The organism is Rossellomorea sp. ABR4_012 (assembly GCF_056159545.1).
The window spans coordinates 455497-481750 of sequence record NZ_JBSWVK010000003.1; the positions used below are offsets into that span (position 1 = coordinate 455497).

Below are 26254 nucleotides of genomic sequence, written 5' to 3' on the forward strand. Positions count from 1 at the left end.
ATTCAGGGGACTCCATATTTTGTTGAAAGAAGTTCGAGGGAATTGTCGAGTTTTGTAAATTCATTCCCATTTCATACTTAAGTTTTAGTATAATGAGACTAACTCGGTTTATTTTGGAGGTTTGTTTACATTGTTTATTGAAGGAACGGTTGTTGATTACAGACCGGGAATCGTTGCAGAGCGACATGTTTGGGCCCATGTGAAATCATTATTTTCAGAGCGGGACAGCTTCGGTTTCCTTCACTTTCCCATGTTCAAGAAAAATCACTCGAAAAAACGGGAGATTGATATATTACTATTGGATCGCGTGTTGGGGGCGACCGTCATAGAAGTAAAAGGGCTCACCATTGACAATATTGTTGGAATCCAAGGCCATAAATGGCTATATGAAGATTTTTATTCAAAGCAAGGGGAGCCATACAATCAGGCAAATCAACAGCTTAATATGCTGTGCGATGATATCGAAAAGAGGGCATTGCTATACCGTTCATTCACTAAACGGGCGGTCGTGGCGCTTCCTTATATCACAAGCACTCAGTGGAAGGAGAAAGGCTTCGATGTTCTCCTCACAACCCCCCCCATCCTGTTCAAAGATGATTTTGAGCAAGGAACATGGGTACGAAAGCTTAATGGAATGGAAGTATATAAAGCAAGAAAGCCTTTGAATGACCACAAGTGGCTGGCACTGAAGAAGCATTTTTACATCAAGGAACATGAAGAGATGAATTTTGATCAGGAAGGTTCCTATTCCCGGTTATATCTCTTCCATGATAAGCAAGCTTTTTTAAAGGAAAAGGAAGCGATTGAAACTTTCATAAGAGACGGCATCAAGATTTATCTTTTCTCTACTTTTCCACTAGAGAAGGCTTGGTTGGATACATATAAGGGCTTTCGGAAAGAATTCCAACTCCAGGTGTTTGTGACTGATAGATGGAATGGGCATTTGGAGACGGTGGTTATGAAGGATGGGAAAGGTGATGTAGCATTCCTTAAGGATGTCCTCGCCCCTGCTTTCCCTGACTTTAACTATGGGCAGTTTACCGCAGCACATACACCTCCTTCAAACCACTTGATGATAACAGCTGGGGCGGGTACCGGGAAGACTTATGTGATGATTGACCGGATATTATTTCTAGTTGAAATGGCGAATATCAAATTAAAGGAAATCGTCATGATCACTTTCACTAATGCGTCCACAAATGAAATGAAGGAAAGGCTACAAAAAAAATTGTTAACCATGTTCGAACTGACAGACAAAACAAAGTACCTTTTATTGGCTGAAGATGTGAAAAACATGCAAATCAGTACGATTCATTCCTTTTCAAAGACCATTTTGACACAGCTGGCACATGAGTTGGGATTTGGTCGCAATATGAAGCTGAGGAGCTTCATCAAAAAGAAAAAGGAAATTATTGAGGAATTGGCAGATGCATATTTCAAAATCCATCCCATCACTGACTTGGTATCTCTTAAGCTTGATCATTATGAAGTTGTCAATTTGATGAACAGTTTTTGGGATGAAATGGAAAAGAAGGGTTTGACAAAGGAAGAAATCCAGAACTTGGAGTGGGGGAAGGTTATCGATGAAAGATATACCGTCCTTCATAACCTTTTCAAATTTGTATTCACTCGTTGTGAAACAATGCTGGAAGTTGAGAAGAAGAAAGAAAATGCCATTGACATGGGCGACCTTATCCGCAAGTTGAAGTTGTTTACAAGAGACGGTAATAAAATGAATCAGCTTGAAACTGGAAAGTACCTGTTTGTAGATGAATTCCAGGACAGCGATAATACTCAAATAGAGCTTGTTGCAAGTCTTCAAAGCCTCTTAGGTTATAAGCTATTCGTTGTGGGGGATGTAAAGCAATCCATTTATCGTTTCAGGGGGGCGGACTATACCTCTTTTGAGCGTCTGGAAGAGTTTGCAATGAAAACTAATCAATCAGGATTTGTTCCCATTTCCTTGAATCAGAATTACCGTACCACCAGGAGCTTGCTGAATGAATTGGATAAACTTTTTTCTGTGTGGGGGCAAAAGAAATGGGGCAAGGAGAAGAATCGTCAAAGCCTTCTTCCTTATTCCAAGGCAGACCGCCTTATTGGGATGGACACCGATTGTGCAGACAATGAATTCTGTACAATAGAATCGAAGGCAAAAGAACTTGAAGTAAATACGGTCCGTGAGATTCAGGATGCATTCCAACATGTCGAAAAGTTACCGGAAAAGGAAAATAAGAAAATTGCCCTTATCGTTAGGACCAATAAACAAGCGTTAGATGTCCGGGAATGGTGTGATAGAGCCGAAATAGGCACTGTGCAAAATCTGGATGGGACTTTCTTTAAGTCAGATGCTGTGCTGCACTTCAAGATGCTACTGGATGCTTTAATGTATCCACATGAGGCGACGCATTTGATCAACGTCTTGCAGTCACCGTATTTCGGTTATTCTATCCCTGGCAAACTTTTGGTTCCTTTCAAAGGGGATGGCGAGAAAATCATTAAATTCCTTCGTACCCATCTCAAAGGGGGGTTCGACCGTTACTTGGACGACTTGCGTTCATTACCTGCGATGGCGGTCATCCAGAAGGTGATTTCAGAAAATGGCCTGCTTTGTAATGTCGAGGAATTTTATAAGTCAACCATCGACAATGAAAGCACACTCAGGAATGCTATAAAACAATATGAAAAGAATCTGTTCCATCTCCTGAATCTCATACAACAACAATTCGATTCCATGAATGGAACGATATGGACCCTGCACGAGTGGCTGTCTTTGCAAATCCGTGTGAATCGTACGGAAAATGAGCCTATGATTAAGGCTGAAGGCGTGGCAGTAGAGATTACTACGGTTCACCGTTCGAAGGGATTGGAATATCATTCGGTAATTATTCCCAAGGTCGGCCATAAATTTTCGAGCGATAAGACCGCTTTTTACGTTCAGGATGAAAAGGAAATTGATGGGCATCACCGATTGGTTGGTTGGTCAATCAAAGAACACACGGAAAATGACCAATATTTATCCTTGAATTCTTATGAGGCGTTTGAAGTGGAGCGCGAGGAAACACGCCTACTATATGTAGCCATGACTAGGGCCAAGAAGCGATTAATCCTTATGATGCCGAAGAGGGTCCAGGACTTCACTTGGGGTTCCCTATTAGATCAGGCAGTTAAAGGAGTTCACAATGAAGATAAAAGTTTACACTTATGATGATCCTAAGGGGTGGAGGCATCATTCTCAGTTTGAAAAAATAAATAAAGCAATCCACATCTGCGCCACAAAAAATATGGCTGATGGCATTGCGGATGCATACAGGGACAAACAGAAGGGCGAGTTTCATTCCATTTTTACGATTCGTGAAGTCATCGACTCATTATTGTTCCAATGGAATATGCCAGAGGAGGAATTAAAGCAGTATCTTACGCTTTCAAAAGTAATAGCTGAAAGTAATCCTCTCAACCCACTATTGAAGGAAGCCTTCAGAAATAACATAGCTGATACTCTTGAAACCATCCGATTATTGACTAATACAGGGGTGATGCCCGGAGATTTATCAGGGCTTTGTCGCACTGAAAAAGAAGAGTACTTTCAGCAAATCTGGTCTGAGGCGGAGGAAGCAGATAAATCCTATAATGCAATCAGAAGGAAACTGAATAATGGTTGGTCTATCACTGATGTAATGAAGAAGTTAGTCGAAATTATTACGAAGAGCAACGAGAAAAATCGAACAAATTTTAGAATCAATACCAAGTGTGAAAGAATTGTTTTACATGGCTTTTACTTCATAACCCCTGAACAGCAGGTATTCTTACAGGCACTTGCAAAAGCGGGGTTTGAACTTGTTTTTTTCAATTTTTATGATCAACGATTTTCCGAGACATTTGACTTTACAAGGGCCTTCATTTCAGAACAATTCAATTGGACTGATGAGTGGGTTATTGAAAGTAACCGTGAAATCTTGAAGGAGACAATCGGAACTAACTTCCTATCGGCCTTTGAAGGGGGGGAAGCTCAGAAGAAAAATCATGGAAGGAATATCATTAAATATGATTCATTTTTTGAGTTCCTTAATGAAGTGATTGTACCTTCTTATCCAATCGGAATGGAAGAGGAAGATAAAGAGGATGTTCAAATAATTGCGACGAATGCCGACATGCTGAATGATATCCTTGTTCAGTACTACCCGGAAAGGTTTGCGGAGAAGCGAAATTTCCTACAGTATCCGATAGGACAATTCATAAGCAAAATTCACGGGATGTTGGAGGGGAAGAGGTTCATCCTTGATGAAGATATCCTGATGTCGACCTTTTCATCAGGCTGGCTTTACAATCCCAATAATAAGAAAAACGCGAGGGACTATACCTACATCCTGAAACAGCTTTTGCCATTCTTTTCGGGTTGCGAAAGTACACAAAGCTGGATGAAAAGATTTGAAGAGCTGCTGGGTCATTACGAGAATGTACTCCCACATTTCGAAGAACCCGGGGATGACAGGATAGTAAAGAGTGTCCGGAGTCCATTCACCAAGATTGCACACTTCTCTTTTACTAAAAAACAAGTGGTAGATGTCAAGTACTTCATCAATCAGCTGATATTCATCGCTGAAGAGTTGTTTGATGCAGGGGCAGAAGAAACATCGATCACACGACATTTCACTAAGCTACTCAGAATCGTTCAAAAGCGGAATCCCTTGAAACATTCAGTCTTATATGATAAAGAAATCAAGGTGATTAATGAGTTAAACAACAAGTTGGAGACAATCAAAGATGATAATTTCTTCCTTTACGACGACATCGGGGAAGCAATCAACCTTTATCTAAGCGGAAAACTTTCCAAAAAAGATAATACATTCATCAAGCCTTTCATCGAAGTCGATGGAGAAGCCTTCAAGAAGGATGTGAAGTCCTTTTATTTGACAGGGTTGGATGAGAAGGGCTTGCCTCTGGACGAGTTCAGTACGCCTTGGCCACTTCAGGAGGAGACGTTTGAAAAACTCTCACTACGTCATGAAGTGCTTGAATTGAACATTCTTCGGAACAAATCCATCAAGCAGATATCAAGGTACTTGCTTTTTATCGCCCTGGAATTTCTTGATGGAGATAACATGAACCTTGAACTTTCATGGATGGCGAACTTTTTAGATCGAAAAGATTTACAGCCGGCGGTATATGTCCATCAGCTTGGAATGAAGATATTGGACCCCAAAAAAAATGGGGAGGGGAAACAAGAGGAATTCTGTCCAAACCCTGTCAATTTCAATGAAGTGCAATCAAGCGGTATAGAAGAAGCCCTTCACGAGCTTTCTTTTGAAGATTACTTAGTTGAATTCAATCAATGTCAACGTAGATTCTACTATAGCTATGTCACGAATGAATATCCTGTTTTTGCTGATGATTTCGTCCATCAATTTCTTTACACTGAGTTGATTCGGACTGTGAAAAGAAGCACTACCCTGAAGAATGATGATATTATCCAAGTGGTTGGGAATTTATTTCCTCAATGGACGCTGTATAAAAAGGAATCTATCGCTCGGAAGTTCATCAATGGCGTCTCGCCTGTAAATCATGATGAAGTTAATGAAATGTTCAGCGTAAGTTCTTCAAGGAAAGTGGTTCAGTTCCCGGGATTGAGTTCATATAAACGAAACCGGCTGTTCCAAGAAACGTTGGAAAACAGAGAATCGTTACAAGAAATGATGATTGAAAGTTTTCAAGATGATTCAACATTCCCACCAGCAACAGCAGGAGAACATTGCAAGTTTTGTCCGCACCAAGATACATGCATGGATGCAAGACTGGCCATAGATAAGGGGTGAAGTGAAGAATGGATTCCATATGGAAGCAAGTCGCTGCTAACTGGAGAATGCTGATTGATGATGCCCCTTCAACTTCAATCGAGGATTTGACTGATGAAGCGTTGGATTTGATTGAGTTGGGAGGATTGATTGGCCACCATCAGGACGAATTCGACGATGAGGATGATGACGACGATGATGACTGGCCTTAGAGTGATTGAGGATTGAGAGGTGTAAGGAGTAAAAGGGGATTTTATTCACCTTTTATGTATTATGACAAATTTAGAACCGACTCTGACGAAAGAACAACAAGATATAGTGGATTACAAAGGCAGTGAAGTATTGATAAGAGGGATTGCAGGAAGTGGAAAAACCCTCGTAATGTTGAAAAAAGCCAAGAAGACAGCCATTAAATACCCGGGAGATAAAATTGTCATCTTCACATATGCCGGGGCCCTGAACAATTCAACAAAGCATATTATTGAAAAATATGACCTTAAAAACTTGGAGGTCAAGACCTTCCATTCTTGGGCAATGGGAGCATTCATGCGGGCCATGAAAAAGAAATATTGGTTGGTGAAAGGGAAACAGCAGGATAATTTCATTAAACAAGGAATCGAAAAGGTGAAGTCTAACCGCTCGCATAGATTCGTGGACACGGGCGATTACTTTGATTTCTTGAAGGAAGAAATTAAATGGATTAAAGGTAAAGGCATACAAACCAAGGATGAATACCTGGATGTCAACCGAAGGGGCCGTGGCACAAGTACACGTGTAACGATGGGAGACCGTGAAATCATATTTGATATTTTCGAAGCCTATAACAAGGAAAAGGACTATCGGAATGACTTTGATGATGCTGCAGTGGCGTTATTCTTTAATAAAGAAAAAATCTCTGATGGGGATAAATACGACCATATCTTTGTAGATGAGGCACAGGATCTTCAGCAAGTCCAATTACAGGTGCTAAAAAATATAGCACGTAAATCGTTCATTGTTGCGGCTGATAAAGGTCAGAAAATCTATAAGACCTCGTTCACCTGGAAGGAAATTGGGATAAATATCACTGGTGGGCGCACGAAGGTCCTCAAGGAATCTTACCGCTCCACCAAACAGATAATCGAATTGGCAAATAGTCTTCAGCAAAATGACAGTGTAATTCATGATGAAGAATACGTAGCACCGACATTGCCGACAAGGGAAGGCCCTGTGCCTATCCTGTATAAATGTAAATCGGAAAGTGTCCAGGACGATGAAATCATCAAATCGATAAAAAGAATTCAGGCGAAAACTCCAGACTGCACGATAGGGATATTATATCGTAATGGGCTTGCTTGGAGGAAAGATTCATCCAGGAACCGGATACTTAGAAAATTAGAGACAACAGGGTACCGACCTGAGGATATCAAAGAAGGTGGCAATCCACATACACCTGGTATTAAGTTATGTACGTTCCACTCTGCTAAGGGACTGGAATTTGATTTTGTATTCATCATCGATTTAGTTGAACCCTCCAGTGCACCTGACGAAGAAAAAGAAGAAAACTATTGGGAGATTGAAAGACGTTTATTATACGTTTCAATTACACGTGCCCGAGCACATCTTCAATTATTCACTCATGGGGAGCCATTGCGTCTTCTGAAAGAGTTGGATACACAATTATATAAAAGTATGAAATTGTAATAATATAAGAGCTGGAGATGCCGGCTCTTCTTTTTTTGTAATGAATTTACTTATCACAACCATAAATATGCATTTATTTACTATTATATTAAATTATGGAATAATGATTCAATTTAAGAAATTTACCTATAAAGGAAGACCATTGTTCTGCTATAATATACTTTTGTAAACTTATAATATATTTTATTTTTTGAGATAAAAAAGTTGATCTTTTGGACAACTTTTATTATAATGAACCTAGGTAATAAAACCGAAAGGATGTTCGGTCATGATAAATGTAATAGAATTATTTGCCGGAGTTGGCGGCTTCCGAATCGGCCTTGAAGCTGCAGGTGGATTCGATGTTGTATGGGGTAATCAATGGGAGCCTTCCAAGAAGGCGCAGCATGCATTCGACTGTTATGCACGTCGATTTGAAGGTCAAGGTGAACATTCCAACGAAGATATCAGCATGGTGGATGGAGAGACATTCAAGAACCAGGGTATCGACATGATCGTTGGTGGATTCCCCTGCCAGGATTATTCAGTGGCGAGGAGTTTGAATGGGGAAAAAGGACTTCAAGGAAAGAAGGGTGTCCTATTTTGGGAAATCACCCGACTGATGAGGGAGACAAGCCCCAAATATGTTTTGCTTGAAAATGTCGATAGATTGCTGAAGTCCCCTTCTAAGCAACGGGGAAGGGATTTCTCCATCATGTTGGCAAGCCTCAGAGACTTGGGATATTCAGTGGAGTGGAGAGTCATCAATGCGGCAGAATATGGACAAGCCCAGAGAAGAAGGAGGGTATTCATCTTTGCCACGAAGAATGAAACCCCTTATGTCGTTAATAGAAGAGGGTTCGATGAAAGCCAGATGATACACGAGAAAGGCTTCTTTGCGAAGGCATTTCCGGTGAAGGAAGGTATTTCTGAAAAGAAAAAGCCTCAATCTTTCATCATGAAGAAGGATCTTGTCGAGATTTCAGATGAGTTTTCGATGAATTACTATAATGCTGGCATCATGAGGGACGATCTGGTTTATACGGAAGAAGTTACACCTGTAGTAGAAGAATCACCGACTCCATTGAAGGATATCCTTCAAACCGATGTTGACGAAAAATATTATTTGTCGGAATCGGCCGTTGAAAAGTTCACATACCTAAAAGGTCCCAAAAGGATTGAAAGGACGTCAGCAACAGGGCATAAATACACATTTTCCGAAGGTGGCATGTCTTTTCCTGAGCCATTGGACAAGCCTGGAAGGACGATGTTGACGAGCGAAGGCACTGTCAATCGCAGCACTCATGTGGTGGAAGATCCCCAGACGAAAAGGCTGCGTATCCTGACACCTGTAGAGTGTGAACGCCTGAATGGATTCCCGGATGAGTGGACGGAAGGGATGACTGACAGGATGAGATACTTCTGTATGGGGAATGCATTGGTCGTCGGTTTGATAGAGCGGATGGGTAAACGCATCTCGGAAATCGAGAAAGAAAATATCGAGGGGAATCAAGTTGAACTTGATTTGGTCTTTTCGGATACGGACTCACAATAAATAAAGGACTTTCCTGGATTGATCCAGGAAAGTCCTTTATTTAAATTCCGCTTTTGCTTCATCGATAAAGTCACATATCTTATGGATGGCACTTTCGAACTCCCCGCGTATCTCATGCTCCCAGAGGCGTAGGATATACCAGCTTCTTTCCTTATAAAATTCCGTCACTTCCTTGTCGCGCTCTTGATTTCTGGTCAGTTTTTCCGTCCAGAACTCGACGTTGGATTTAGGTATCTTGCCATGGATTGGACAAAGATGCCAAAAGCAGGAGTCGATGAACACCACTACTTTATACTTCTTTATGGCGATATCGGGCGTTCCTTTTAATGACCTTACATTTCTCTGAATCCTGTAGCCTCGGCTCCACAATTCTTCGGTCACCATATTTTCCAATTTCGAGACAGCTTTGATGGACCCCATGATTTTGCTTCTTTCCTCTGTTGTTTTAGGGTTCTTCATTTTAACGAACTCCTTTGAAGGCTATATGTTTATACTACCTAGCTTATTATAAAGATAAACATATTAAACAATTTTTATCAGAAAACCTGCTTATAGCCTTGGTGATTTTGTGCATAGGCTTTCCAGCAGTATATAGTGTTTGGGGAATAGATATTTTATGGGCAAAATATTTTTCTACTGAATAATATTTTTGATTTACCTCGTGGAAACTGTAGACGCTGCTTTTGGAGCTTTCATATATACTCACCATTCTACTGCAATATTATTGAAGTAGAGTGGTGAATACAAAGTTTGAGCTTATGTGATAAAATGTAAATTATGTAAAATGTATATTGCAACATACACATTTCCAGGGGATGAGATTATAAGTGATTGATTTATATAAAATGACAGTAAATGAGTTCCGTGATTTATATAACGATGAAGAGAATGAAACGTCAGAACGGTTACTGAGAGGCCTAGTAAAGGTGATAAAGGAAGTAGAAAATAGATCGGTATATTATGGATTTTTGATGGTGTTGATAGGTAAACAAAGCCCAGGTAGAAGATTTTGTGAGATTAGCTTAATGGAAAAACTAACTACAAATATTCATTCTATGAAAAATAACTTTATTCAGAATGGGAATAAAATATGGAATTTCAAAGATGAGGTTGGCTTCTGTAATATTTTGTTTGGTGACAGAATTAATGCAAAAGATGATCGAAAGATGTCTGATGATATGGAAGCTTTTATAAAGAAAGAGGTTTCTATTGATAACACAATTGAGGATTGTTATCGTGACTTATTATTAAGAATTGAAAATAGTATCTATTCTAGCGTAGAAAATCGGCAAAACTTAATCGCTAAGATAATTAAATGCTACGACGAAATGAATATTTCAGGTGAATATCTTGAAGCAAAGGAAACAAACTTATCGTCACCAGACAAAATTAGTACGGAAAAGTGGGTGGAACTCTTACAGAATGAGGATGTGTTCGGAAAGAACGATCTCCTCTACCTACATAAAATGTATGAGCTTGGAGGAGAGGCAACAGCTACTCATTTGGCTGGTGCGCTTGGGAAGCATCATTCTTCATTCAATGCTCCGGTTGTTAATCTTGCAAAGAGGGTGATTGATGTAACGGGGATTCAGGTGCCAGTAAAGGATGAGGGTACTGATTGCTATTGGTACGTACTTTTTAACGGGGAATATGAAGAAAACAACCACTTTATCTGGCGATTGAAACCGAATTTAAAAGAAGCAATCGGGATTATTCATGAGTATACTGCGGAAGAACTGGAGAGCTATTCGAAAGTGGATTTCCTTGAAGAAGTGTTCATAGATGAAAACCAATACAACAAAATCACCAGCCTTCTCCGCTACAAGAAAAACATCATTCTTCAGGGGCCTCCGGGAGTAGGGAAGACTTTTGTGTCCAAGCGTTTGGCTTATTCACTTATAGGAGTGAAGGATTCTTCCCGGATTGAGATGGTTCAGTTCCACCAGAATTATGCTTATGAAGATTTTGTGATGGGGTTCAGGCCGGATAAGCATGGCTTTTCCCTTCAGTATGGGGTGTTCTTTGATTTCTGCCAGCGGGCATTGGAAAATCCGGATGAAGACTATTATTTCATTATCGATGAAATCAACCGCGGGAATTTGTCCAAGGTGTTCGGCGAGCTATTTATGCTGATTGAGCGTGACAAGCGGGATGAATATGTCACGATGGGGTACTCGAAGAAAAAGTTCACGGTGCCGTCCAATGTGTATTTGATCGGTACGATGAATACGGCTGACCGTTCCCTGGCTCAGCTTGAAGTGGCCATTCGTCGCCGATTTGCCTTCATTACGCTCCAGCCGGCATTTAATGAAAAGTGGTATAAGGCTGTTCAGGAGACAGGAGTATCTCAAGGCATGATGCAGCGAATCACGAATACAGTCACAAAGATTAACGATGAGATTGTAAATGACTTTCAACTTGGTGCGGGATATGCAATCGGTCATTCCTTCTTTGCCGGTAAGCCTGAGGAGATGGATGAAGAAGCTTGGTATCAAGGGGTTCTCATGTTTGAAATCCAGCCGCTTTTGGAAGAGTACTTCTTTGATCGGCCGGATATTGTCACCTCTCTCGTAGAAGGTCTGTAAGATGGAGAGGATGTTCAAAGTACCAATCCGCAATCTATTCTGCCTATTAAGCTATGTCAATGACATGCCGGAGTTGATTGAAAGTCTGAATGATGTCGATGAAGATCTGATTACCTATGACTTCATCGTCAATCAATTTATCCGGGAAGTGGAATGGCTTCACAGGCGGGGATTCGTCAAGGACTATGTCGAGAAGCGGGAAGTGACTAACCGGCTGGGTGGAAGGATGATGATTAACGAATCTATCCCCTACCTAGTCGGAAGAAAGCCGATGCTTGTTTGTGAAAAGGATGAGTATTCACCTGATATCTTGCTGAATCAAGTAATAAAATCAACGCTGCAGTCAATCTGTGTGAATCAATATGTGAAAAAAGAGACCCGGAAGAAGAGTTTCATGCAATTGGATTATCTCCATGAGGTTGGGGAGATCCAGCTAACAAAGAAGATATTTTCGCAGATCTATTTTGGAAGACATAATGTGCATTACAAACGGATGATTCATCTGGCTAAGATGTTATTCGAGCTTAGTTTGTTGTCTCACAAGCAAGGCAAGTGGAGCTTATTCTCCGCTGAACTTGATGAAAAGGCACTGAATGGGATCTTTGAAAAGTTCTTGTTTCATTTCTACAGGATAGAGCAGAAGGATTATCGTGTGTCCTCAGAGGTGCTAAAGTGGGGGCTTGAAGGGAATACTGCCTTTTTGCCGCAGATGAAGACGGATGTATCGCTTACCCATAAAAATGGCCAGGAGAAGGTCATCATAGATGCGAAGTTTTATAAAAACGTCTTTCAGGAGCACTTTGGGAAGTCCTCTTTTCACAGCCACAATATGTATCAGTTGTTTACGTATTTGATGCACCAGAAGAAGGAGCTTCAACTAAGAGGGATCTTAATCTATCCGACAAATGGAACGGAAGTTGATGAGAAGTATCAGTGGAATGAGAATGTCTGGATGGAAGTGATGACAGTTGATTTGGATGGTTCTTGGAAGGAGATTTACGGGAGGTTGATCCGTGTGGTCCAAGGTGAAGATTCAAAAAAGATAGAACAGATTCAAGCAAGAATTGATGAAATCTTCAAGGGATAGAGATCCGGCCGGAATATTCGACTGAGGTCTTTCTTATCACGGAGTATAAGTGGAATGGGAAGATGAACGATTTTAGAGTTGAGTATTTTGTCGAAAGTACGAAATATGTGTTTCATTATCCTGAAAGGGTTTGCCCAGAGCTGGCTGTTTATAAAATCAGTGAAGATCCCTTGGAGCAGTTTGAGAACGAAGTAATGTATGTGAAAAGAATGATGACTAGAGGGATTGGGGCGAAGGAGTATTATCCATTGACGGAGGTTCTGAGATAAGAGTTCCGGAGCAGAAATTGTAAAGGAATCCCTTTTTACTGTGGGGTATGGAAATGAGGAGGAAAAAGTTTTGCGGAATATTTATAAGTATGTTGCTGCATCCTTTCTGTGCGGAGCAGTGTTGGCCGGTTGTTCAGCTGAAGAAGCGGCAGAACCGAAAAAGACCGAAGAAACCGCAGCGAGTGTGGAAGTGAAATCGAAGTCGATTGACACGAAACCGGAGTCTAAAGACAACGAAGTCGTTATGAATAACAGGGAAGATGCGGTGAAAGTCGTAGCCAGCTTAAAAAGGATTCTGGATGAGCCCATGGATCCGGCCCTTGTGGAAAAGGGATTTGATAAGGAATATGACTGGTATTTGAAGTCAAAGTTAGTATCTAATGAGGTTGATAGATTTTTAGCACGACAGGATGAACCGATATCCAGTGACTTGAGGAATGTGAGGATGCTTGCCGGAATGATCGGCCATCTGCAGTATGTGAGAACAGCTCATATTGATGATACAGGCGGAGAGACAGAAGCTCAGACAGCAGTTGAAGATTGGAAGCCGGCAAGCCTTGGTCTGAATTATTCTTATATGTATATGAAGAGGATTGTCCATGATTTAGGTGTTGCTTTGAATCATGATGGTCAAGGAGAGACGTATGGCGTTACTTATTTGCTTGATGGTGAGAAGTTGGAAGAGTTGAAGTCGTTTATGAATGGTGGGGAATATGTAGGGGATGAGTAGTCTTCCCACTTGATTCAAGCCGTCAGTATCCATAAGGGAGCCATTCTATAAAAATGGTATCAAGAACTATGAGCATGGGGTGTATAGTATGTTTAAATCATTGAAAGCGCGACTTATCTTATCTCTCTTTGTAGCCGGGGCGTTTATTTATCACTCTCTCTCTTATGTTGAATTCACCGGGGAGTTTAGGTTCAATCAGGTGCTTATGTATGTGATTATGGTTGTGTCAGTGTATAATGCGGGGCTGATTACGCAGAGGTATGTTGAGGCAAAAAAGAAGGATCATTGATAAAGGTTTTTTGTGAAGTTGCGCAGTTTCCAGTTCTACTTTTCTCATTTACAAAAATTAGGGTAATAACCGTTCTAAGATGACGCTATTTTAATTTTTGGTGGTGTGAGGATGTGAGAAGTTGCTGGTAGCAAAAAAAATTCTTGTTTAGTTAAACCGAAGTTATAAAGATTAGAGTTGATTCTGAAAGCATATTAACACTCTGAAAGTGGGGAAGTAATTTGTTTTGGGAAAATGAATGGGTTATTGGAATTAGTGTTGGGATTATTAGTGGCTTGATAATTTACTTTATTCAAATATTTGTTGCTTCTTTTCTTACAAAAAGGGAATATTACAAAAATGTAGAATCTGCCAACGAAGAAATATTATCACTGTTGAAATCAGTAATTTCCGAAGGGGAGTATCCTTCTATATTAATTCAAAATTCTCTTATAAAATCAATTGCGAGAAAATATAGAGTGAAAATAGATGATTTAAACACAATTCCAGATGTATTAGATGACTTGATTAGAGAGGTTTTTGATACTAGTTTCATGTCAATAGATAAAAAAATTGAGAGTGCAAATAAATTACTAGAATTAAAAAACCAGTATAGTTCTCAGAATACTGATAATGCAATTAATGTTACTTTAAGGAACACATATTATAAGAATACTACAATTGCATCTACTTTAACCACTTCTACCTTATTGGCAGTATCTAGTGCTTTTATAGTTAGCATAAATAATAGTAATAAATTTTTTTATGAGGATTTAGTAGATAAGTTGTCTTTTTCGTTAATACCAATAGGAATAACCTCATTATCCTTAGTACTAGGGATATTGAGCTTTATAAACTACAAAAAAAATAAAGAGTTAGATCAATACATACAGAAGACGTTAGAAAAATTCAAGAAATTTAAAAGGAATGATTAGTTGGCAGAAAGGAAGCATAGGGACGGTTCTCTTGCTTCGGAAGCGCAAGAACCCTCCCCATGTTTCACGCCTAAAATGTATTAATATTGAGAAGGAGTCCATTAGTCATAACCGGACTTCTTTTTTTGTTTGGTACCATGCATATTTTTTGAAAGGGTAGAAATTTATACTAAGATTAATAGCTACTAAGAATTAGTAATAATTGCAAATGGAAAGTATAGGGATATTAAAGTAGTATTAATAATACTGAATAAATGGGGGATAGAACATGTTCAAGAACATAAAAGAGTTATTTACGATCAATAAAACACTACCATTAAAAGAGCAGCAACTTAAAGAGCTGGATGAAAGGATTGAACACCGCGAGAAGCTAATTGAAGAATTGAAGATAGAGGTGAAGAAATCACTTCAAGAAGAAAGCGACCTAATAATAACGGCTGCACGGGAAGAGGCAGCGTCGTTGCGTACCCTTGCTCAAAAGGATGTATCTGAGCTAATAGAGAGAAAGAACGACTATGAGGTGAAAATATCTGAAGTAGAAGAGGATTTAAACCAGAAACGTACGGAACTTGCCAAGATCGTAAAAAAAGCAAGGAAGTTTAGTACTGAAAGTCATGGTATCAAGAACTTGATTGAAAGATTTCCGATAGCAGTCAATTTTGATGAAATCCAAAAAGAACTTGAGGTCCTTGAGGAGTCATTAAGAGAAGGCGTATTAGATACGATTGTTCATCTTGATCTTCACCATAAAGATTCAAAATTGCTTCGCAAAGAGATGACGACCAATAACCGTGACATTAAGAATCTGTTAAAATCCTATCAATCACGGTATACCACGAAGGCCAATATCGCAATCTATAACCTTATGGTAATCGGGTTACAAGCTGAATTACAAAACATCTTATTTACCTTAAGCTATTCTAAAATAGATAAAGCCGAGGAAAATGCCAAGGCCTTGATTAATAAGTACTTGACGATAAGCGGTGAAGGGAATGCCAGCATACTTCCAACGGTAACACGCTTCCTGACGGAATTGGAACCGTTATTTATCAATGCTATCAGGATAGAATACAAATACTATATTCAAAAGGAAAAAGAAAAAGAAGAACAGCGCCGCATTAAAGAACAAATGCGTCAAGAAGCTGAAGAGAAGAGATTACTGGAGCAGGAACGTAAGAAGATTGAAAAAGAAGAAGAGAAGTATCTCAATGAGATGGCAAAAAACCAGGCACTTCTTGAAAAAGAAAGCGACCTTGATAAAATTGCCGCTCTTCAAGCAAGACTGGCTGAGCTTAAAAGCCAAGTGGATCAACTTGAAGAACAAAAAGAAGAAATTGTTAAAAGAGCGAATGGACGGGCCGGATATGTATATATCATATCTAATTTAGGTTCATTTGGAGAAAAGACGTTTAAGGTTGGTATGACGAGAAGACTGAATCCATTAGATAGAATAGATGAACTTGGAGACGCATCAGTACCTTTTAAATTTGACGTTCATGCCATGGTATTTAGTGATAATGCTGTAGAGTTGGAGCAACAACTTCATCAGAGACTTGAAAGCAACAGGGTTAACAGAATAAACCTAAGAAAAGAGTTTTTTAATACGGATGTACAAGAATTACAGGAACTTGTCCAAGAGATTGACCCTACGGTTGAATTTACAACAACTATGAAAGCAGTGGAGTTTAATCAGAGTCAAAGTATCATGAAAGAGGAACAAGAGGAGTTGGAGCATAGTGTTTAAATATTAATTTTTATTATTAGGTGGGGACGGTTCTTTTAATGAAAGGGAACCGTCCCCATTCTTACCAAAACACCTTAGTTTTTCAGGGAATGCAATCCGTCCCTGTTAATCCTTATTGCTGATATTTTGAATTTTCTACCTAATACAGGCGGCATGGGGACGGTTCTCTTGCTTCCAAAATACAAGAACCGTCCCGTGCTTTCATGTTGGGTCTACGATGGGGATGTGGTTTTTTGGTTTGATGTAAGTTGTGGGGTGGGGAGGGTTCCCGCTCTACTTTTTTATTTAAAGAAGCAGGATGAGAACCGTCCTCAAATTAATACTATGTAACAAAGCTTCTAAAGTGATAAGCTAGTGATTAAGTGTCAAGATAATGAACAGGAGGTCAATCATGAATATAGATAACAACGATATACTGATTCGTTTACGATATGCTTTGGATATAAAAAATACAGAGATGGTGGAGATTTTTAAGCTTGGCGGCATGGATTTCTCTAAAGATGAGGTGATGAAGGTCCTGACCAAATCAGTGGATGAGGATGATCAACAGGAAAATCATATCCCATGTGATGATGAAATGTTCGAGTCTTTCTTAAATGGCTTCATTACATATAAAAGAGGCAAACAGGAGCCTAAGCCAGGACAGCCGGAACGGCCGGCAATAACGTATGAACACGTAAATAATCTTCTCCTCAAGAAAGTGAAAATTGCGCTCTCTTTGACAAGTGAAGATATGATCGACATCCTGGGAGATGCGGGTGTGAAGGTCACCAAAGGCGAAATGAGTGCCATTTTACGGAGAGAAGGCCACAAGAATTACCAAATTTGTGGTGACCGATATGCCAGGAATTTCTTAAAAGGATTAACGATTAGATACAGGGGATAAGTCATGAATCATACTTTTTTAGGTGAGACGATACATTTTGATATTAAGTACAAAAATCGAAAATCCATCGGTATTTATCTTGATAGTTATGGAAATGTCGAGGTGCATGCCCCGAAAGGCACACCGGACGAGTCTATCATTCAATTAGTAGAGGATAAATGGGATGTGATTCTAAGGAATTCGAAAGAAAGGAAGGACCGTCTGAATGGGCCCCAGGAAAAGGTGTATGTTCAGGGTGAGCAGTTTCTATATTTAGGTAAGGTCTTTCCTATAGAAGTCCATCACGATCCATCCAACCCGCAGGATCACGTCCTGTTTGATGAAACGACAATCCATGTCTATGTCAAACAGCTGGAGGATGAACGAATCAAACAAGCTTTGAAACGTTTTTATTACCAACAGTGCAAAGCGTTAGTAGAGAAAAGTATTTCTTCACACCAGCATTATTTTAAAACAAAGCCGCATTCCGTCCGAATTACAGACAGCACCAAAACATGGGGAACCTGTAACGCCAAAAGGCAGCTGACCTTCAATTGGAAGCTGGCCATGGCTCCCCGGGAAGTGATCGATTATGTAGTCGTCCATGAAATGTGTCACATGGTGCATCTCAATCATGACCGTTCCTTCTGGAGACTTGTTGGAAAAATCGTGCCTGATTATAAAGAAAAAGAAAACTGGCTGGCTGCATCCAGTTGGAAAATGACGGTGTAGCAGGGTGGGAGAGTAGTGTAATCCGGTTTGACGGAAGCTTTGCTGAGGGAGCGGTTGAGGGTAGGAAAACCACGGGGACAGGTACCCTGGTCTTTTGATAAAAGACCGGAGTACCTGTCCCTCTGGTTTTTGCACATCCCAACACCTCCATTTTTATCATCTCAAGTCATTAAGGGTATAATGTTGGCAAACGACAAGGAAGCAAGAGCGGAGGTGATCCCTTGTCTAAGTCGGTTTGTATTATTGGTGCGGGTGTGGGCGGATTGACGGCGGCTGCCTATTTGGCGAAGGAAGGGTATAAGGTGACGGTCCTTGAGAAGGCCACGACCATTGGAGGTTCAGCGGGGTGGTATGTACGGAAGGGCCGGAAGTTTCCGACAGGCGCAACGATTGCGTTTGGATTGGAGGAAGAGGGCCTGTTGAGAGCCGTGTTGAACGAGCTGGATATCGACCTACCTGCTGAGGAACTGCTTCACCCCATGGATGTCATTTTGCCGGAAGGGAAGGTTTCGATCGTTAAAAGTCCAGCGTTGTGGGCACAGGAACTGAAGGAAGCGTTTCAGCCGAGAAGCGGGGATGTGGTCAGGTTCTGGGAGGCTCTTCAACGGATAAGTGATGATGTCCTGGCTGTGACAGAAAGCAGGGTTTAGTTGCCCGTCAGAAAGCTTAATGACTTGGGAAGCCTGCCGCGTCACGCTGTACGGCATCCAAGATCGATGGCCCGCTTGGCACGATATGCGCTGTATACAGTGGAAGATCTCATGAGAAAGTATCAACTTGACTCGTATGAACCACTTCGTCAGCTGCTGAACGCCCAGCTTCTTGATGCGGTGCAGACGGATGTCAGGGAGGCAGCCTTGCTTCCATCAAGTCTGGCCCTGACGATTTACCGCAGAGGCAGTTTTTTTATAGAAAATGGTATGGGCCAGCTGGGAAAAGCACTGGCACATCGCATTAAAGAGCTCGGCGGCGAGATTGTGAAAGTGTCTCCGGTTGAAAGCCTTGTCTATGATAAGAGCCGGAAACAATGGGATGTGGCCAGTCGCAAATGTACGTCTTCGTTCGATTTTGTGATCAACAATTCAGGCATCTCCTTCGGGGAGGGAACGAGCTACGAGAGCGAGGACGAGTTTTCCTGGGGAGCATTTAGAATCGATGCCATTTTAGCTGAAGAAGGGTTGAGCGGGTCGTTAAAGGAAATGACATTCCCTTTCGCTTATCAAATCGTTCCGAGTCTGGATTCTCCCTCTCTCAGGGCAAACACCCATGGACCTGTCAATGTCACCTTCAATCATACTGTTGACCGGAAAGGTGAACGGGTTGAAGGGGAAGTGATGATGACGGTCTCACTGCATACTGAATTAGAGAGCTGGTCGGGATATACAGAGGGTGAGTACAAGCGAATCAAGGAGCAGGTGACAGAAGAAATTCTCGCTGAGATCGGAAAGGTCATCCCGGTAAAAGAGAACCTGCTGTTTGCAGAAGCGGGCACGCCCCTGACCTATGAGCGCTATATCGGAAAAATGGCCGTCGGGGGCTTTCCGCTGAACGTTCGAAATGCCATCACCAGGCCGAAAAGTGTCCGGTCTTCACTGCCGCAGCTGTACATTGTCGGCGAACAGGTCTTTCCGGGACCGGGGACGTTGTCTTCGGCTCTTAGCGGGTATTATGCGGCTAGGAGTATTATGTGGGATGATAAGTGAGGGTGTCGTATGTTTCGAAGAGCATTACGACATTTTTTTGTTTTTATTGATCACCAGGGTAGAGTGGGGACGGTGGTACCCGTCCTTATGATTTTTTGCAGGATTCTGTTCATTTTTTTGCCTAAATGGACGAAAAAATTAGCAAATTTCTATATGGGGCAGGGGACCTCATGTTGAAAACCGCAGGGGTAAGGGATTTTTAGATGAATGAGGAGCCTTTTTAAAGTTCCGATTTTCGTTTTCGATCCACTTTTCATCTTTTTCAAACCACATTTTGAAAATACGATCCACTTTCCAGATTTACGTTCCAGATTTTCATTTTTCATTCCACTTTCTTTTATTTTCGTGCAACTTGTCGAATAATCTTTATGGTAGTTATGAATTTTCAATGAGAAGTTTATGAAAAGCCGCGGGGACAGGTACCGCAGTTTTTATCTGTAGAAATACCGGCATCCCTGTCCCCATGCTTTCACCGGAGTACCTTACCCTATGGCTTTATGAATTTATATCTGACTATTTTTAATTTTCAATTTACTAATACTTAAACCTGGTTAATCATGCTACTATAAAAGATAGAAAGCCAAAAAAAGGGGATGGTCTTATGAGGGGTACCGAGCTGTTTATTAATGACCACTTGCTTGATCTTATATTTGAGAGTGCTTATTACGGGATTGTCATTGTGGATCGCGATGGGATGATCCAATACATAAGCAATAACTATTGTGCGTTTCTAGGGGTAGACCGGGATACGGTGATTGGCGAGCATGTTACTGATGTGATTGAAAACACCAGGATGCATCTGATACCGCGGACAGGGCAAAAGGATATGGCAGATGTGCAGCTGCTTAGGGGGGAGTTCGTCATCGCCAATCGAATTCCCATCATTGAAAACAATGAAATCCTGGGGGCGATCGGGACCATCCTTTTCAGGGATCTGGATGACTGGAAGAAAATGAACAGTCATATCAAGGATGTCCTTTCAGAACTTAATTATTATCGCAATGAATGGGAAGCTGAAAATGGTCTTAAGTATTCTCTGCATGATCTAATCGGGCATACACCGGAGGTCACGGGGTTAAAAGAACGTGTGAAGCGGGTGGCGAACGGGGATATTTCCGTCCTTCTCAGGGGAGAGAGCGGGACCGGAAAGGAGATTCTGGCCCAGAGTATACATAAACTGAGTGAGCGGAGCGAGAAGCCATTCGTCAAAGTCAATTGCGGTTCGATTCCGGAGCATTTACTCGAATCGGAGCTTTTCGGGTATGAGGAAGGAGCCTTTACGGGGGCGAAAAAAGGGGGGAAGATCGGGAAATTTGAGTTCGCGGCCGGCGGGACGATTTTTCTCGATGAGATCGGGGATATGCCGCAGCATATGCAGGTAAAGCTGCTGCGTGTTCTGCAGGAAAAGGAATACGAGCCGGTGGGGGCACTGCAACCCAAAAAGATCAATATCCGTGTCATTGCCGCAACGAATCGTCCCTTGGAAAAAATGATCGAAGACAAGCTGTTTCGTGAGGATTTATTTTACCGGATCAATGCTGTTCAGCTGTTCATCCCTCCGCTAAGAGCACGGACGGAGGATATCCGTTTGCTTGTTGATCATTTTCTTAAAAAAGTAACGGCCAGGATTGGCAAGCGTGTCACATCTGTCAGCCCAGAAGCCCTATCCCTTATTGAACAATATGACTGGCCGGGGAATATAAGGGAGCTTGAGAATGTCATCGATGCAGGTGTCCATCTATCAGACGGTGAAGTAATGGGGATTGAGGCGCTGCCGGATTACTTAAGAAACAGCCAAACCACCAAGATGGAAAAGCGAAGCCTGAAGAGCATCATAGAGGAAACAGAAAAGAAAGCAATTGAGAGAGCGTTAAAGCAGTGCGGTTACGACAAAAATAAGGCTGCTGAATCGCTTGGAATAGGGAATTCCACGATATACGATAAAATTAAGAAGTATGCTATTACGGAGTGTGTTGAATAAATCCGGGAGCTCGGAATCTTTTCCGAGCTCCCGGATTTTTCTGCTTTTTATCCATATTCAATGTGTTTAAAGGATTTACTTGTCCAAATAAATAAAAAGAAAATTCAGAAAAGTAAAAACATATTCTAGGGATTCGGAAAAAACACCCATTTTAGATGCTCGCAAATTCCAGGGAAATCAAGTGAATCCAGGATTTTTATTTTTGGCACGAATCTTGCAATAGGTATTTGTAAAGGGAAAGAGAAGGGAGGAAAGCATGTAAAAGAGGAAAAAGATCGTACATTCTTACTCGAAATTGTATGCGCTTACATACAAAGGGAGGGAGTCTATTGGATGTCGGATATTTTACAAGAAGAATGGCGAACGATTTGAACCCCCAGAATCCATCTAAAATCGCCATTAGAGAAGAGTCGGGAAATTCGTGGACATACAGGGATCTTCATGAGGTATCGAATGCTTATGCAAATAAGCTTCGCGAAATGGGTGTGAGAAAAGGGGATCGCGTTGGGATTCTGCTCTATAACTGCCTGGAATATTTCGGTCTTTATTTCGCTGCTGCCAAGATCGGGGCGATTGCTGTCCGGCTTAATTTTAGGCTCTCAAGCAGGGAGTTTGAATATCTGCTGAACGACTCTGATACAAAAATACTCTGTTTTCATTCTGATTTGGCCAGTGAGCTGGAGCCGGTACGGAGCGGAGTCTCAGTGCAGCGGTATATTTGCCTTCAAAACGAAGACGGGCACATTCCAAATTGGGCTGAGAGTTGGCGGATTTTAGAAAATGGTCCAACAGACGAACTGAAGTCTGAATCTATAAAACTGAACGAACCGGTCATGCTGATGTATACGTCGGGCACGACCGGCAGGCCCAAGGGTGCCATCTGGACTCACGAAACGACCTTTTGGTTCTCGTCTATGCAGGCATTAAAGTGGAATTTTATCGGAAATGAGATTGGCATGACGACCGGACCCCTTTACCATGTGGGTGCCATGGAGGATATCGCCCTGCCCATCCTGATGATGGGCGGAACGGTAATCATTACAAAAAGCCAAGGATTTGAGATTGGCAGGATCTTGCGAGTGATGGAAAAGGAGCGTGTGAGCGATTGTTTTTTATTCCCCTTCATGATTTATGAAATGCTGAATGATCCGGATATTGGCAGGTATCAATTGAACGACTTGAAGACGATTTACACAGGTGGAGATCCCCTCATGCCCTGGGCGCTTGAAAAATTAAAAGATCATTTTCCGCATATAGGGGTCGTTCAGGTTTACGGGCTGACGGAAGGGACGCCGATTGCTGCCTCATTGAATCCAGAGGATGTATTTTCAAAAGGTCATACGGTTGGGAAACCTCTGCCTCTTACGGAGATTCATATTATTGATGAAGAGGGGAATCCGCTTCCTGCAGGGGAGGTTGGGGAGATTGCCATCAAGAGTCCTGCTGTTTCAGCAGGCTATTGGAGAAAGCCTGATGCCACACGGGAAACATTCGTGAACGGTTATTGCCGGACAGGGGATTTGGGCCGGTTCGATCAGGATGGCTACCTGACAATTGCAGGCAGGAAGAAAGATATGATTCGAAGCGGCGGCGAGAATATTTATGCAGCTGAAATCGAGGATGTACTCTACCGGATTGATGGCATAAGGGAAGTCTCGATTATTGGCGTACCGGATCCTCACTATATCGAAGCGGTTTGCGCCATTGTCGTGAAAAAGGAGGGAGCGCATCTTACAGAACACGAAATTATTGATTACTGTAAAAGCCAGCTTGCCAGCTACAAAAAGCCAAGGAAGGTCATATTCGTTAATGAATTGCCGCGCACACCATCCGGGAAGGTGCAGAAATTTATTTTAAGAAATCAATTCAGCCATAGATAAGGAGGGTACGGATGAAAAAAATCCAAGTTGTTTCATGGTCAAAACAGCAAGGTATCGCCACGGTCACCATTGATAATCCACCTGTGAATGTGCTGAGCGCCGAGGTAATTGAACAATTGTCAGCTGCCGTTGATGAAATTGGAAGCGATTCCAGTGTGAAGGTCGTCATTCTGACTGGGGCCGGTGAAAAGGCATTTGTAGCTGGAGGAGATATAAAGGGTTTTCCTGACTGGACTGGCAAAGGGGTGGAACTGGCCAAGCGAAAGTCACTTTGGCTGCAGGAACCGCTCAATAAGATTGAACGGCTGCCCCAGCCTACGATCGCGGCGATTAATGGCTTTGCATTAGGCGGCGGCTGCGAACTTGCTATAAGCTGTGACATTCGGATTGCTGAAGAACAGGTCAAGATCGGTCTTCCTGAAATAAAGCTGGGGTTATTCCCGGGGGCGGGAGGGACGCAGAGACTGCCGAGGCTTATAGGGAAAGCAAGGGCGAAGGAAATGATTTTTACCGGAGAGCCATTGACCGCTGAAGAAGCGAAACAAATTGGCCTCGTCAATCACGTTGTTGCAAAAGGCGGGTCATTGAATAAAGCAGTTGAGCTTGCCGAAAAAATCAGCCGGTATTCTTCTCCATCCTTATCTTTTGCCAAACTCTCCATTGATAACGGTTTTGAGCAGCATGTGGATGAAGGGCTTGTCACCGAAGCTGAATATTTCGGGCAGGTATTTCAAACGAAGGACGTAAAGGAGGGGGTAGAGGCTTTCATCCAAAAACGGGAGCCGAATTTTCTTGACAGGTAATTATTTTAAAAGGAGGAATTGACTTGTTTGGATTATCACCGCTATTGACATTCATGTTATTTGTATTTTGGCCAGGTGCCATCGTGGCAGCAGGAATTTGGGGAGCATTGGCATTTAAAAATAATGAAGAGGAGGATGTTTCATGATATTAGCCATTGGGATCATTTATTTGCTTGTGATATTGGTTATCGGACTGCTTTCCATGAGGCATCAAAAGGATATGGATACGTTTTATACGGGAGGGAGGAGGTTCGGGCCCTGGCTTGTGGCTCTCGCCGTTTCTTCCACCACCATGTCGGGGTACGGGTTTATCGGGCTGACGGGACTCGTTTATGAACATGGCTATGCCATATTTATGATCGGGATCTTTGCCACGGCAGGAATATTTGTCAGCTTTTTAGTTTTGGCAAAGCCGATGAGGCGGATCACACAAAAATTTGGTGCATTGACGATTCCAGATCTTCTTGAAGTCCGGTACAACAGTAAGGCCATTCGTGCGATCACCGCTCTTGCGATATTAGGCGGTGCGATCGGCTACCAGATGGCTCAATACAAAGCGCTGGGGAACATGCTGCAAACTGTTCTTGGTGTGGACTATAAGCTCGCCCTGTTCATCGGTGTGGCGATCTTGACGGTTTACGTGGTCGGCGGAGGTATGATCAGCGCTGTCTGGACGGATTTCATTCAGATGATCGTCATGGTGGTAGGTGCTCTGATCGTCTTTATCGGCGGCATGAAAATGGTGGGCGGTATGTCCCAGCTTAACTCCGAACTTTCGGGCATAAACCCTGATATGGTGCAGGCATTCCATACAACAGGCCCGATCGGCATTTTCGCATTCATCTCTTATTTCTTCATTTATGTAATCGGACATCAAGGACAACCGCATGTTGTATCGAAGTTTTACATGATCAAGAAACTTTCCATGCTGAAATGGGCGTGTATCATTGCCGCAGCTACATATGGACTCACTGCCCTCTTATGGTTTGTCGGCTTGTACACAAAAGTCATGGTCAATCGCGGGGAAATGGCGGCTCCTGCCTCTCCGGATATGGTGGCACCCATGTTTATCGAAAACTTCTTCCCGCCAGTGATTGCCGGATTGATCTTCGCCGCAGTCATGGCTGCCATCATGTCGACAAGCGAGGCGTTCCTGCTAGTTGCCAGCTCATCCATTGTCAGGGATATCTATCAGCAGATTATTAAAAAAGGAGAAAAGCTTCCGGAAAAGAAAGAATTGTCCCTGTCGAGATGGTTTACATTGGCCATCATCGTTTTGACATTCCTGCTTTCGCTGAATCCGCCGGATCTCGTCGGTTGGCTCGGCAACGCTTCATGGGGCATTTTTGCCGCTTCATTGGTGCCGGTATTAAGCATCGGAATCCTTTGGAAACGAGCAACTCGGACAGCGGCCATCTGGTCCTCGGCCCTTGGATTTGTCTTCAGTATCGGCCTTTATATTTTAAAAGTGAAGGGCGTCTATGTTCCAGCCCTTGACACGGGGGCCATTGCGATGATTATCTCAACCGTGTCCCTGGTCGGAATCTCCCTTATTACCAAACAAGAAGCAAGTCCTATATTCGAAAAAGCCTCAAAAGAAAAATCAGCTGGGGAAGACCCGACCGCAGCGAACTTTTCATAATTGCTGGTGACAGGTGCTTTT

General features: G+C 42.1%; 21 protein-coding genes. 20 read left to right on the forward strand and 1 reads right to left on the reverse strand.

From position 1 onward, the window contains the following. Positions 1 to 130: 130 nt before the first annotated feature. From ACXAFV_RS15340 to ACXAFV_RS15360, 5 genes are all read left to right on the forward strand, one after another. Positions 131 to 3208, forward strand: a complete 3078-nt coding sequence (locus ACXAFV_RS15340; protein ID WP_475127744.1) for a UvrD-helicase domain-containing protein — start codon at positions 131 to 133, stop codon at positions 3206 to 3208. After that, positions 3183 to 5813, forward strand: a complete 2631-nt coding sequence (locus tag ACXAFV_RS15345) for a hypothetical protein (protein WP_475127746.1) — start codon at positions 3183 to 3185, stop codon at positions 5811 to 5813. The genes ACXAFV_RS15340 and ACXAFV_RS15345 overlap by 26 nt, the downstream gene beginning before the upstream one ends. Positions 5814 to 5821: 8 nt before the next feature. Then, complete coding sequence (locus tag ACXAFV_RS15350; protein ID WP_475127748.1) at positions 5822 to 6004, forward strand: hypothetical protein; 183 nt, start codon at positions 5822 to 5824, stop codon at positions 6002 to 6004. Positions 6005 to 6065: 61 nt separating this feature from the next. Further along, on the forward strand, positions 6066 to 7475 hold the full coding sequence (locus ACXAFV_RS15355) for a 3'-5' exonuclease (protein WP_475127750.1): 1410 nt from the start codon (positions 6066 to 6068) through the stop codon (positions 7473 to 7475). Between the two features lie 268 nt (positions 7476 to 7743). Then, positions 7744 to 9009: a DNA cytosine methyltransferase gene (locus tag ACXAFV_RS15360; RefSeq protein ID WP_475127752.1), complete on the forward strand. Its 1266-nt coding sequence runs from the start codon at positions 7744 to 7746 to the stop codon at positions 9007 to 9009. Positions 9010 to 9045: 36 nt separating this feature from the next. Here the strand turns inward: ACXAFV_RS15360 and ACXAFV_RS15365 are convergent, their stop codons facing one another. Beyond that, positions 9046 to 9468 carry a very short patch repair endonuclease gene (locus tag ACXAFV_RS15365; RefSeq protein ID WP_475127753.1) on the reverse strand — a complete coding sequence of 141 codons (423 nt, stop codon included), beginning with the start codon at positions 9466 to 9468 and terminating at the stop codon, positions 9046 to 9048. 368 nt (positions 9469 to 9836) lie between these two features. Here ACXAFV_RS15365 and ACXAFV_RS15370 point away from each other — a divergent pair, with 368 nt between their 5' ends. From ACXAFV_RS15370 to ACXAFV_RS15440, 15 genes are all read left to right on the forward strand, one after another. Continuing rightward, positions 9837 to 11594: an AAA family ATPase gene (locus tag ACXAFV_RS15370; protein ID WP_475127754.1), complete on the forward strand. Its 1758-nt coding sequence runs from the start codon at positions 9837 to 9839 to the stop codon at positions 11592 to 11594. Between the two features lies 1 nt (position 11595). Then, positions 11596 to 12681, forward strand: coding sequence for an McrC family protein (locus tag ACXAFV_RS15375; RefSeq protein WP_475127756.1), 1086 nt, complete (start codon positions 11596 to 11598; stop codon positions 12679 to 12681). A 62-nt stretch (positions 12682 to 12743) separates the two neighbouring features. Further along, the gene (locus tag ACXAFV_RS15380; RefSeq protein WP_475127758.1) at positions 12744 to 12950 is read left to right on the forward strand and encodes a hypothetical protein; all 207 of its coding nucleotides are present in this window, start codon (positions 12744 to 12746) and stop codon (positions 12948 to 12950) included. Positions 12951 to 13020: 70 nt separating this feature from the next. After that, positions 13021 to 13680, forward strand: coding sequence for a hypothetical protein (locus ACXAFV_RS15385; RefSeq protein ID WP_475127760.1), 660 nt, complete (start codon positions 13021 to 13023; stop codon positions 13678 to 13680). A gap of 510 nt (positions 13681 to 14190) precedes the next feature. After that, positions 14191 to 14883: a hypothetical protein gene (locus tag ACXAFV_RS15390; protein ID WP_475127762.1), complete on the forward strand. Its 693-nt coding sequence runs from the start codon at positions 14191 to 14193 to the stop codon at positions 14881 to 14883. A gap of 268 nt (positions 14884 to 15151) precedes the next feature. Continuing rightward, complete coding sequence (locus ACXAFV_RS15395) at positions 15152 to 16627, forward strand: GIY-YIG nuclease family protein (RefSeq protein WP_475127763.1); 1476 nt, start codon at positions 15152 to 15154, stop codon at positions 16625 to 16627. A gap of 391 nt (positions 16628 to 17018) precedes the next feature. Then, complete coding sequence (locus ACXAFV_RS15400; RefSeq protein ID WP_475127765.1) at positions 17019 to 17513, forward strand: YehS family protein; 495 nt, start codon at positions 17019 to 17021, stop codon at positions 17511 to 17513. A 3-nt stretch (positions 17514 to 17516) separates the two neighbouring features. After that, positions 17517 to 18224: a M48 family metallopeptidase gene (locus ACXAFV_RS15405; RefSeq protein WP_475127766.1), complete on the forward strand. Its 708-nt coding sequence runs from the start codon at positions 17517 to 17519 to the stop codon at positions 18222 to 18224. 221 nt (positions 18225 to 18445) lie between these two features. Then, positions 18446 to 18874, forward strand: coding sequence for a phytoene desaturase family protein (locus ACXAFV_RS15410; RefSeq protein ID WP_475127767.1), 429 nt, complete (start codon positions 18446 to 18448; stop codon positions 18872 to 18874). Beyond that, positions 18875 to 19927: a phytoene desaturase family protein gene (locus ACXAFV_RS15415; RefSeq protein ID WP_475127769.1), complete on the forward strand. Its 1053-nt coding sequence runs from the start codon at positions 18875 to 18877 to the stop codon at positions 19925 to 19927. It begins immediately after the preceding gene. A 601-nt stretch (positions 19928 to 20528) separates the two neighbouring features. After that, a complete protein-coding gene (locus tag ACXAFV_RS15420; RefSeq protein WP_475127771.1) occupies positions 20529 to 21908 on the forward strand; it encodes a sigma-54 interaction domain-containing protein in 1380 nt (459 codons plus the stop codon). Between the two features lie 329 nt (positions 21909 to 22237). Further along, on the forward strand, positions 22238 to 23788 hold the full coding sequence (locus ACXAFV_RS15425) for a class I adenylate-forming enzyme family protein (RefSeq protein WP_475127772.1): 1551 nt from the start codon (positions 22238 to 22240) through the stop codon (positions 23786 to 23788). 11 nt (positions 23789 to 23799) lie between these two features. Next, on the forward strand, positions 23800 to 24591 hold the full coding sequence (locus tag ACXAFV_RS15430; RefSeq protein ID WP_475127773.1) for an enoyl-CoA hydratase: 792 nt from the start codon (positions 23800 to 23802) through the stop codon (positions 24589 to 24591). Between the two features lie 23 nt (positions 24592 to 24614). Beyond that, positions 24615 to 24737: a hypothetical protein gene (locus ACXAFV_RS15435; RefSeq protein ID WP_446246548.1), complete on the forward strand. Its 123-nt coding sequence runs from the start codon at positions 24615 to 24617 to the stop codon at positions 24735 to 24737. After that, a complete protein-coding gene (locus ACXAFV_RS15440; RefSeq protein ID WP_475127775.1) occupies positions 24734 to 26233 on the forward strand; it encodes a sodium/proline symporter in 1500 nt (499 codons plus the stop codon). Before ACXAFV_RS15435 ends, ACXAFV_RS15440 begins: the two co-directional genes overlap by 4 nt. The last annotated feature ends 21 nt before the right edge of the window (positions 26234 to 26254 follow it).

Excerpts from the sequence above, each read along its gene's own strand:
- ACXAFV_RS15440 (WP_475127775.1), top strand. The coding sequence starts at position 24,734 with ATGATATTAGCCATTGGGATCATTTATTTGCTTGTGATATTGGTTATC.
- ACXAFV_RS15395 (WP_475127763.1), top strand. The coding sequence starts at position 15,152 with ATGTTCAAGAACATAAAAGAGTTATTTACGATCAATAAAACACTACCA.
- ACXAFV_RS15365 (WP_475127753.1), bottom strand. The coding sequence starts at position 9,468 with ATGAAGAACCCTAAAACAACAGAGGAAAGAAGCAAAATCATGGGGTCC.
- ACXAFV_RS15355 (WP_475127750.1), top strand. The coding sequence starts at position 6,066 with ATGACAAATTTAGAACCGACTCTGACGAAAGAACAACAAGATATAGTG.
- ACXAFV_RS15345 (WP_475127746.1), top strand. The coding sequence starts at position 3,183 with ATGAAGATAAAAGTTTACACTTATGATGATCCTAAGGGGTGGAGGCAT.
- ACXAFV_RS15400 (WP_475127765.1), top strand. The coding sequence starts at position 17,019 with ATGAATATAGATAACAACGATATACTGATTCGTTTACGATATGCTTTG.
- ACXAFV_RS15380 (WP_475127758.1), top strand. The coding sequence starts at position 12,744 with ATGAACGATTTTAGAGTTGAGTATTTTGTCGAAAGTACGAAATATGTG.
- ACXAFV_RS15420 (WP_475127771.1), top strand. The coding sequence starts at position 20,529 with ATGAGGGGTACCGAGCTGTTTATTAATGACCACTTGCTTGATCTTATA.
- ACXAFV_RS15430 (WP_475127773.1), top strand. The coding sequence starts at position 23,800 with ATGAAAAAAATCCAAGTTGTTTCATGGTCAAAACAGCAAGGTATCGCC.
- ACXAFV_RS15350 (WP_475127748.1), top strand. The coding sequence starts at position 5,822 with ATGGATTCCATATGGAAGCAAGTCGCTGCTAACTGGAGAATGCTGATT.
- ACXAFV_RS15405 (WP_475127766.1), top strand. The coding sequence starts at position 17,517 with ATGAATCATACTTTTTTAGGTGAGACGATACATTTTGATATTAAGTAC.
- ACXAFV_RS15360 (WP_475127752.1), top strand. The coding sequence starts at position 7,744 with ATGATAAATGTAATAGAATTATTTGCCGGAGTTGGCGGCTTCCGAATC.
- ACXAFV_RS15375 (WP_475127756.1), top strand. The coding sequence starts at position 11,596 with ATGGAGAGGATGTTCAAAGTACCAATCCGCAATCTATTCTGCCTATTA.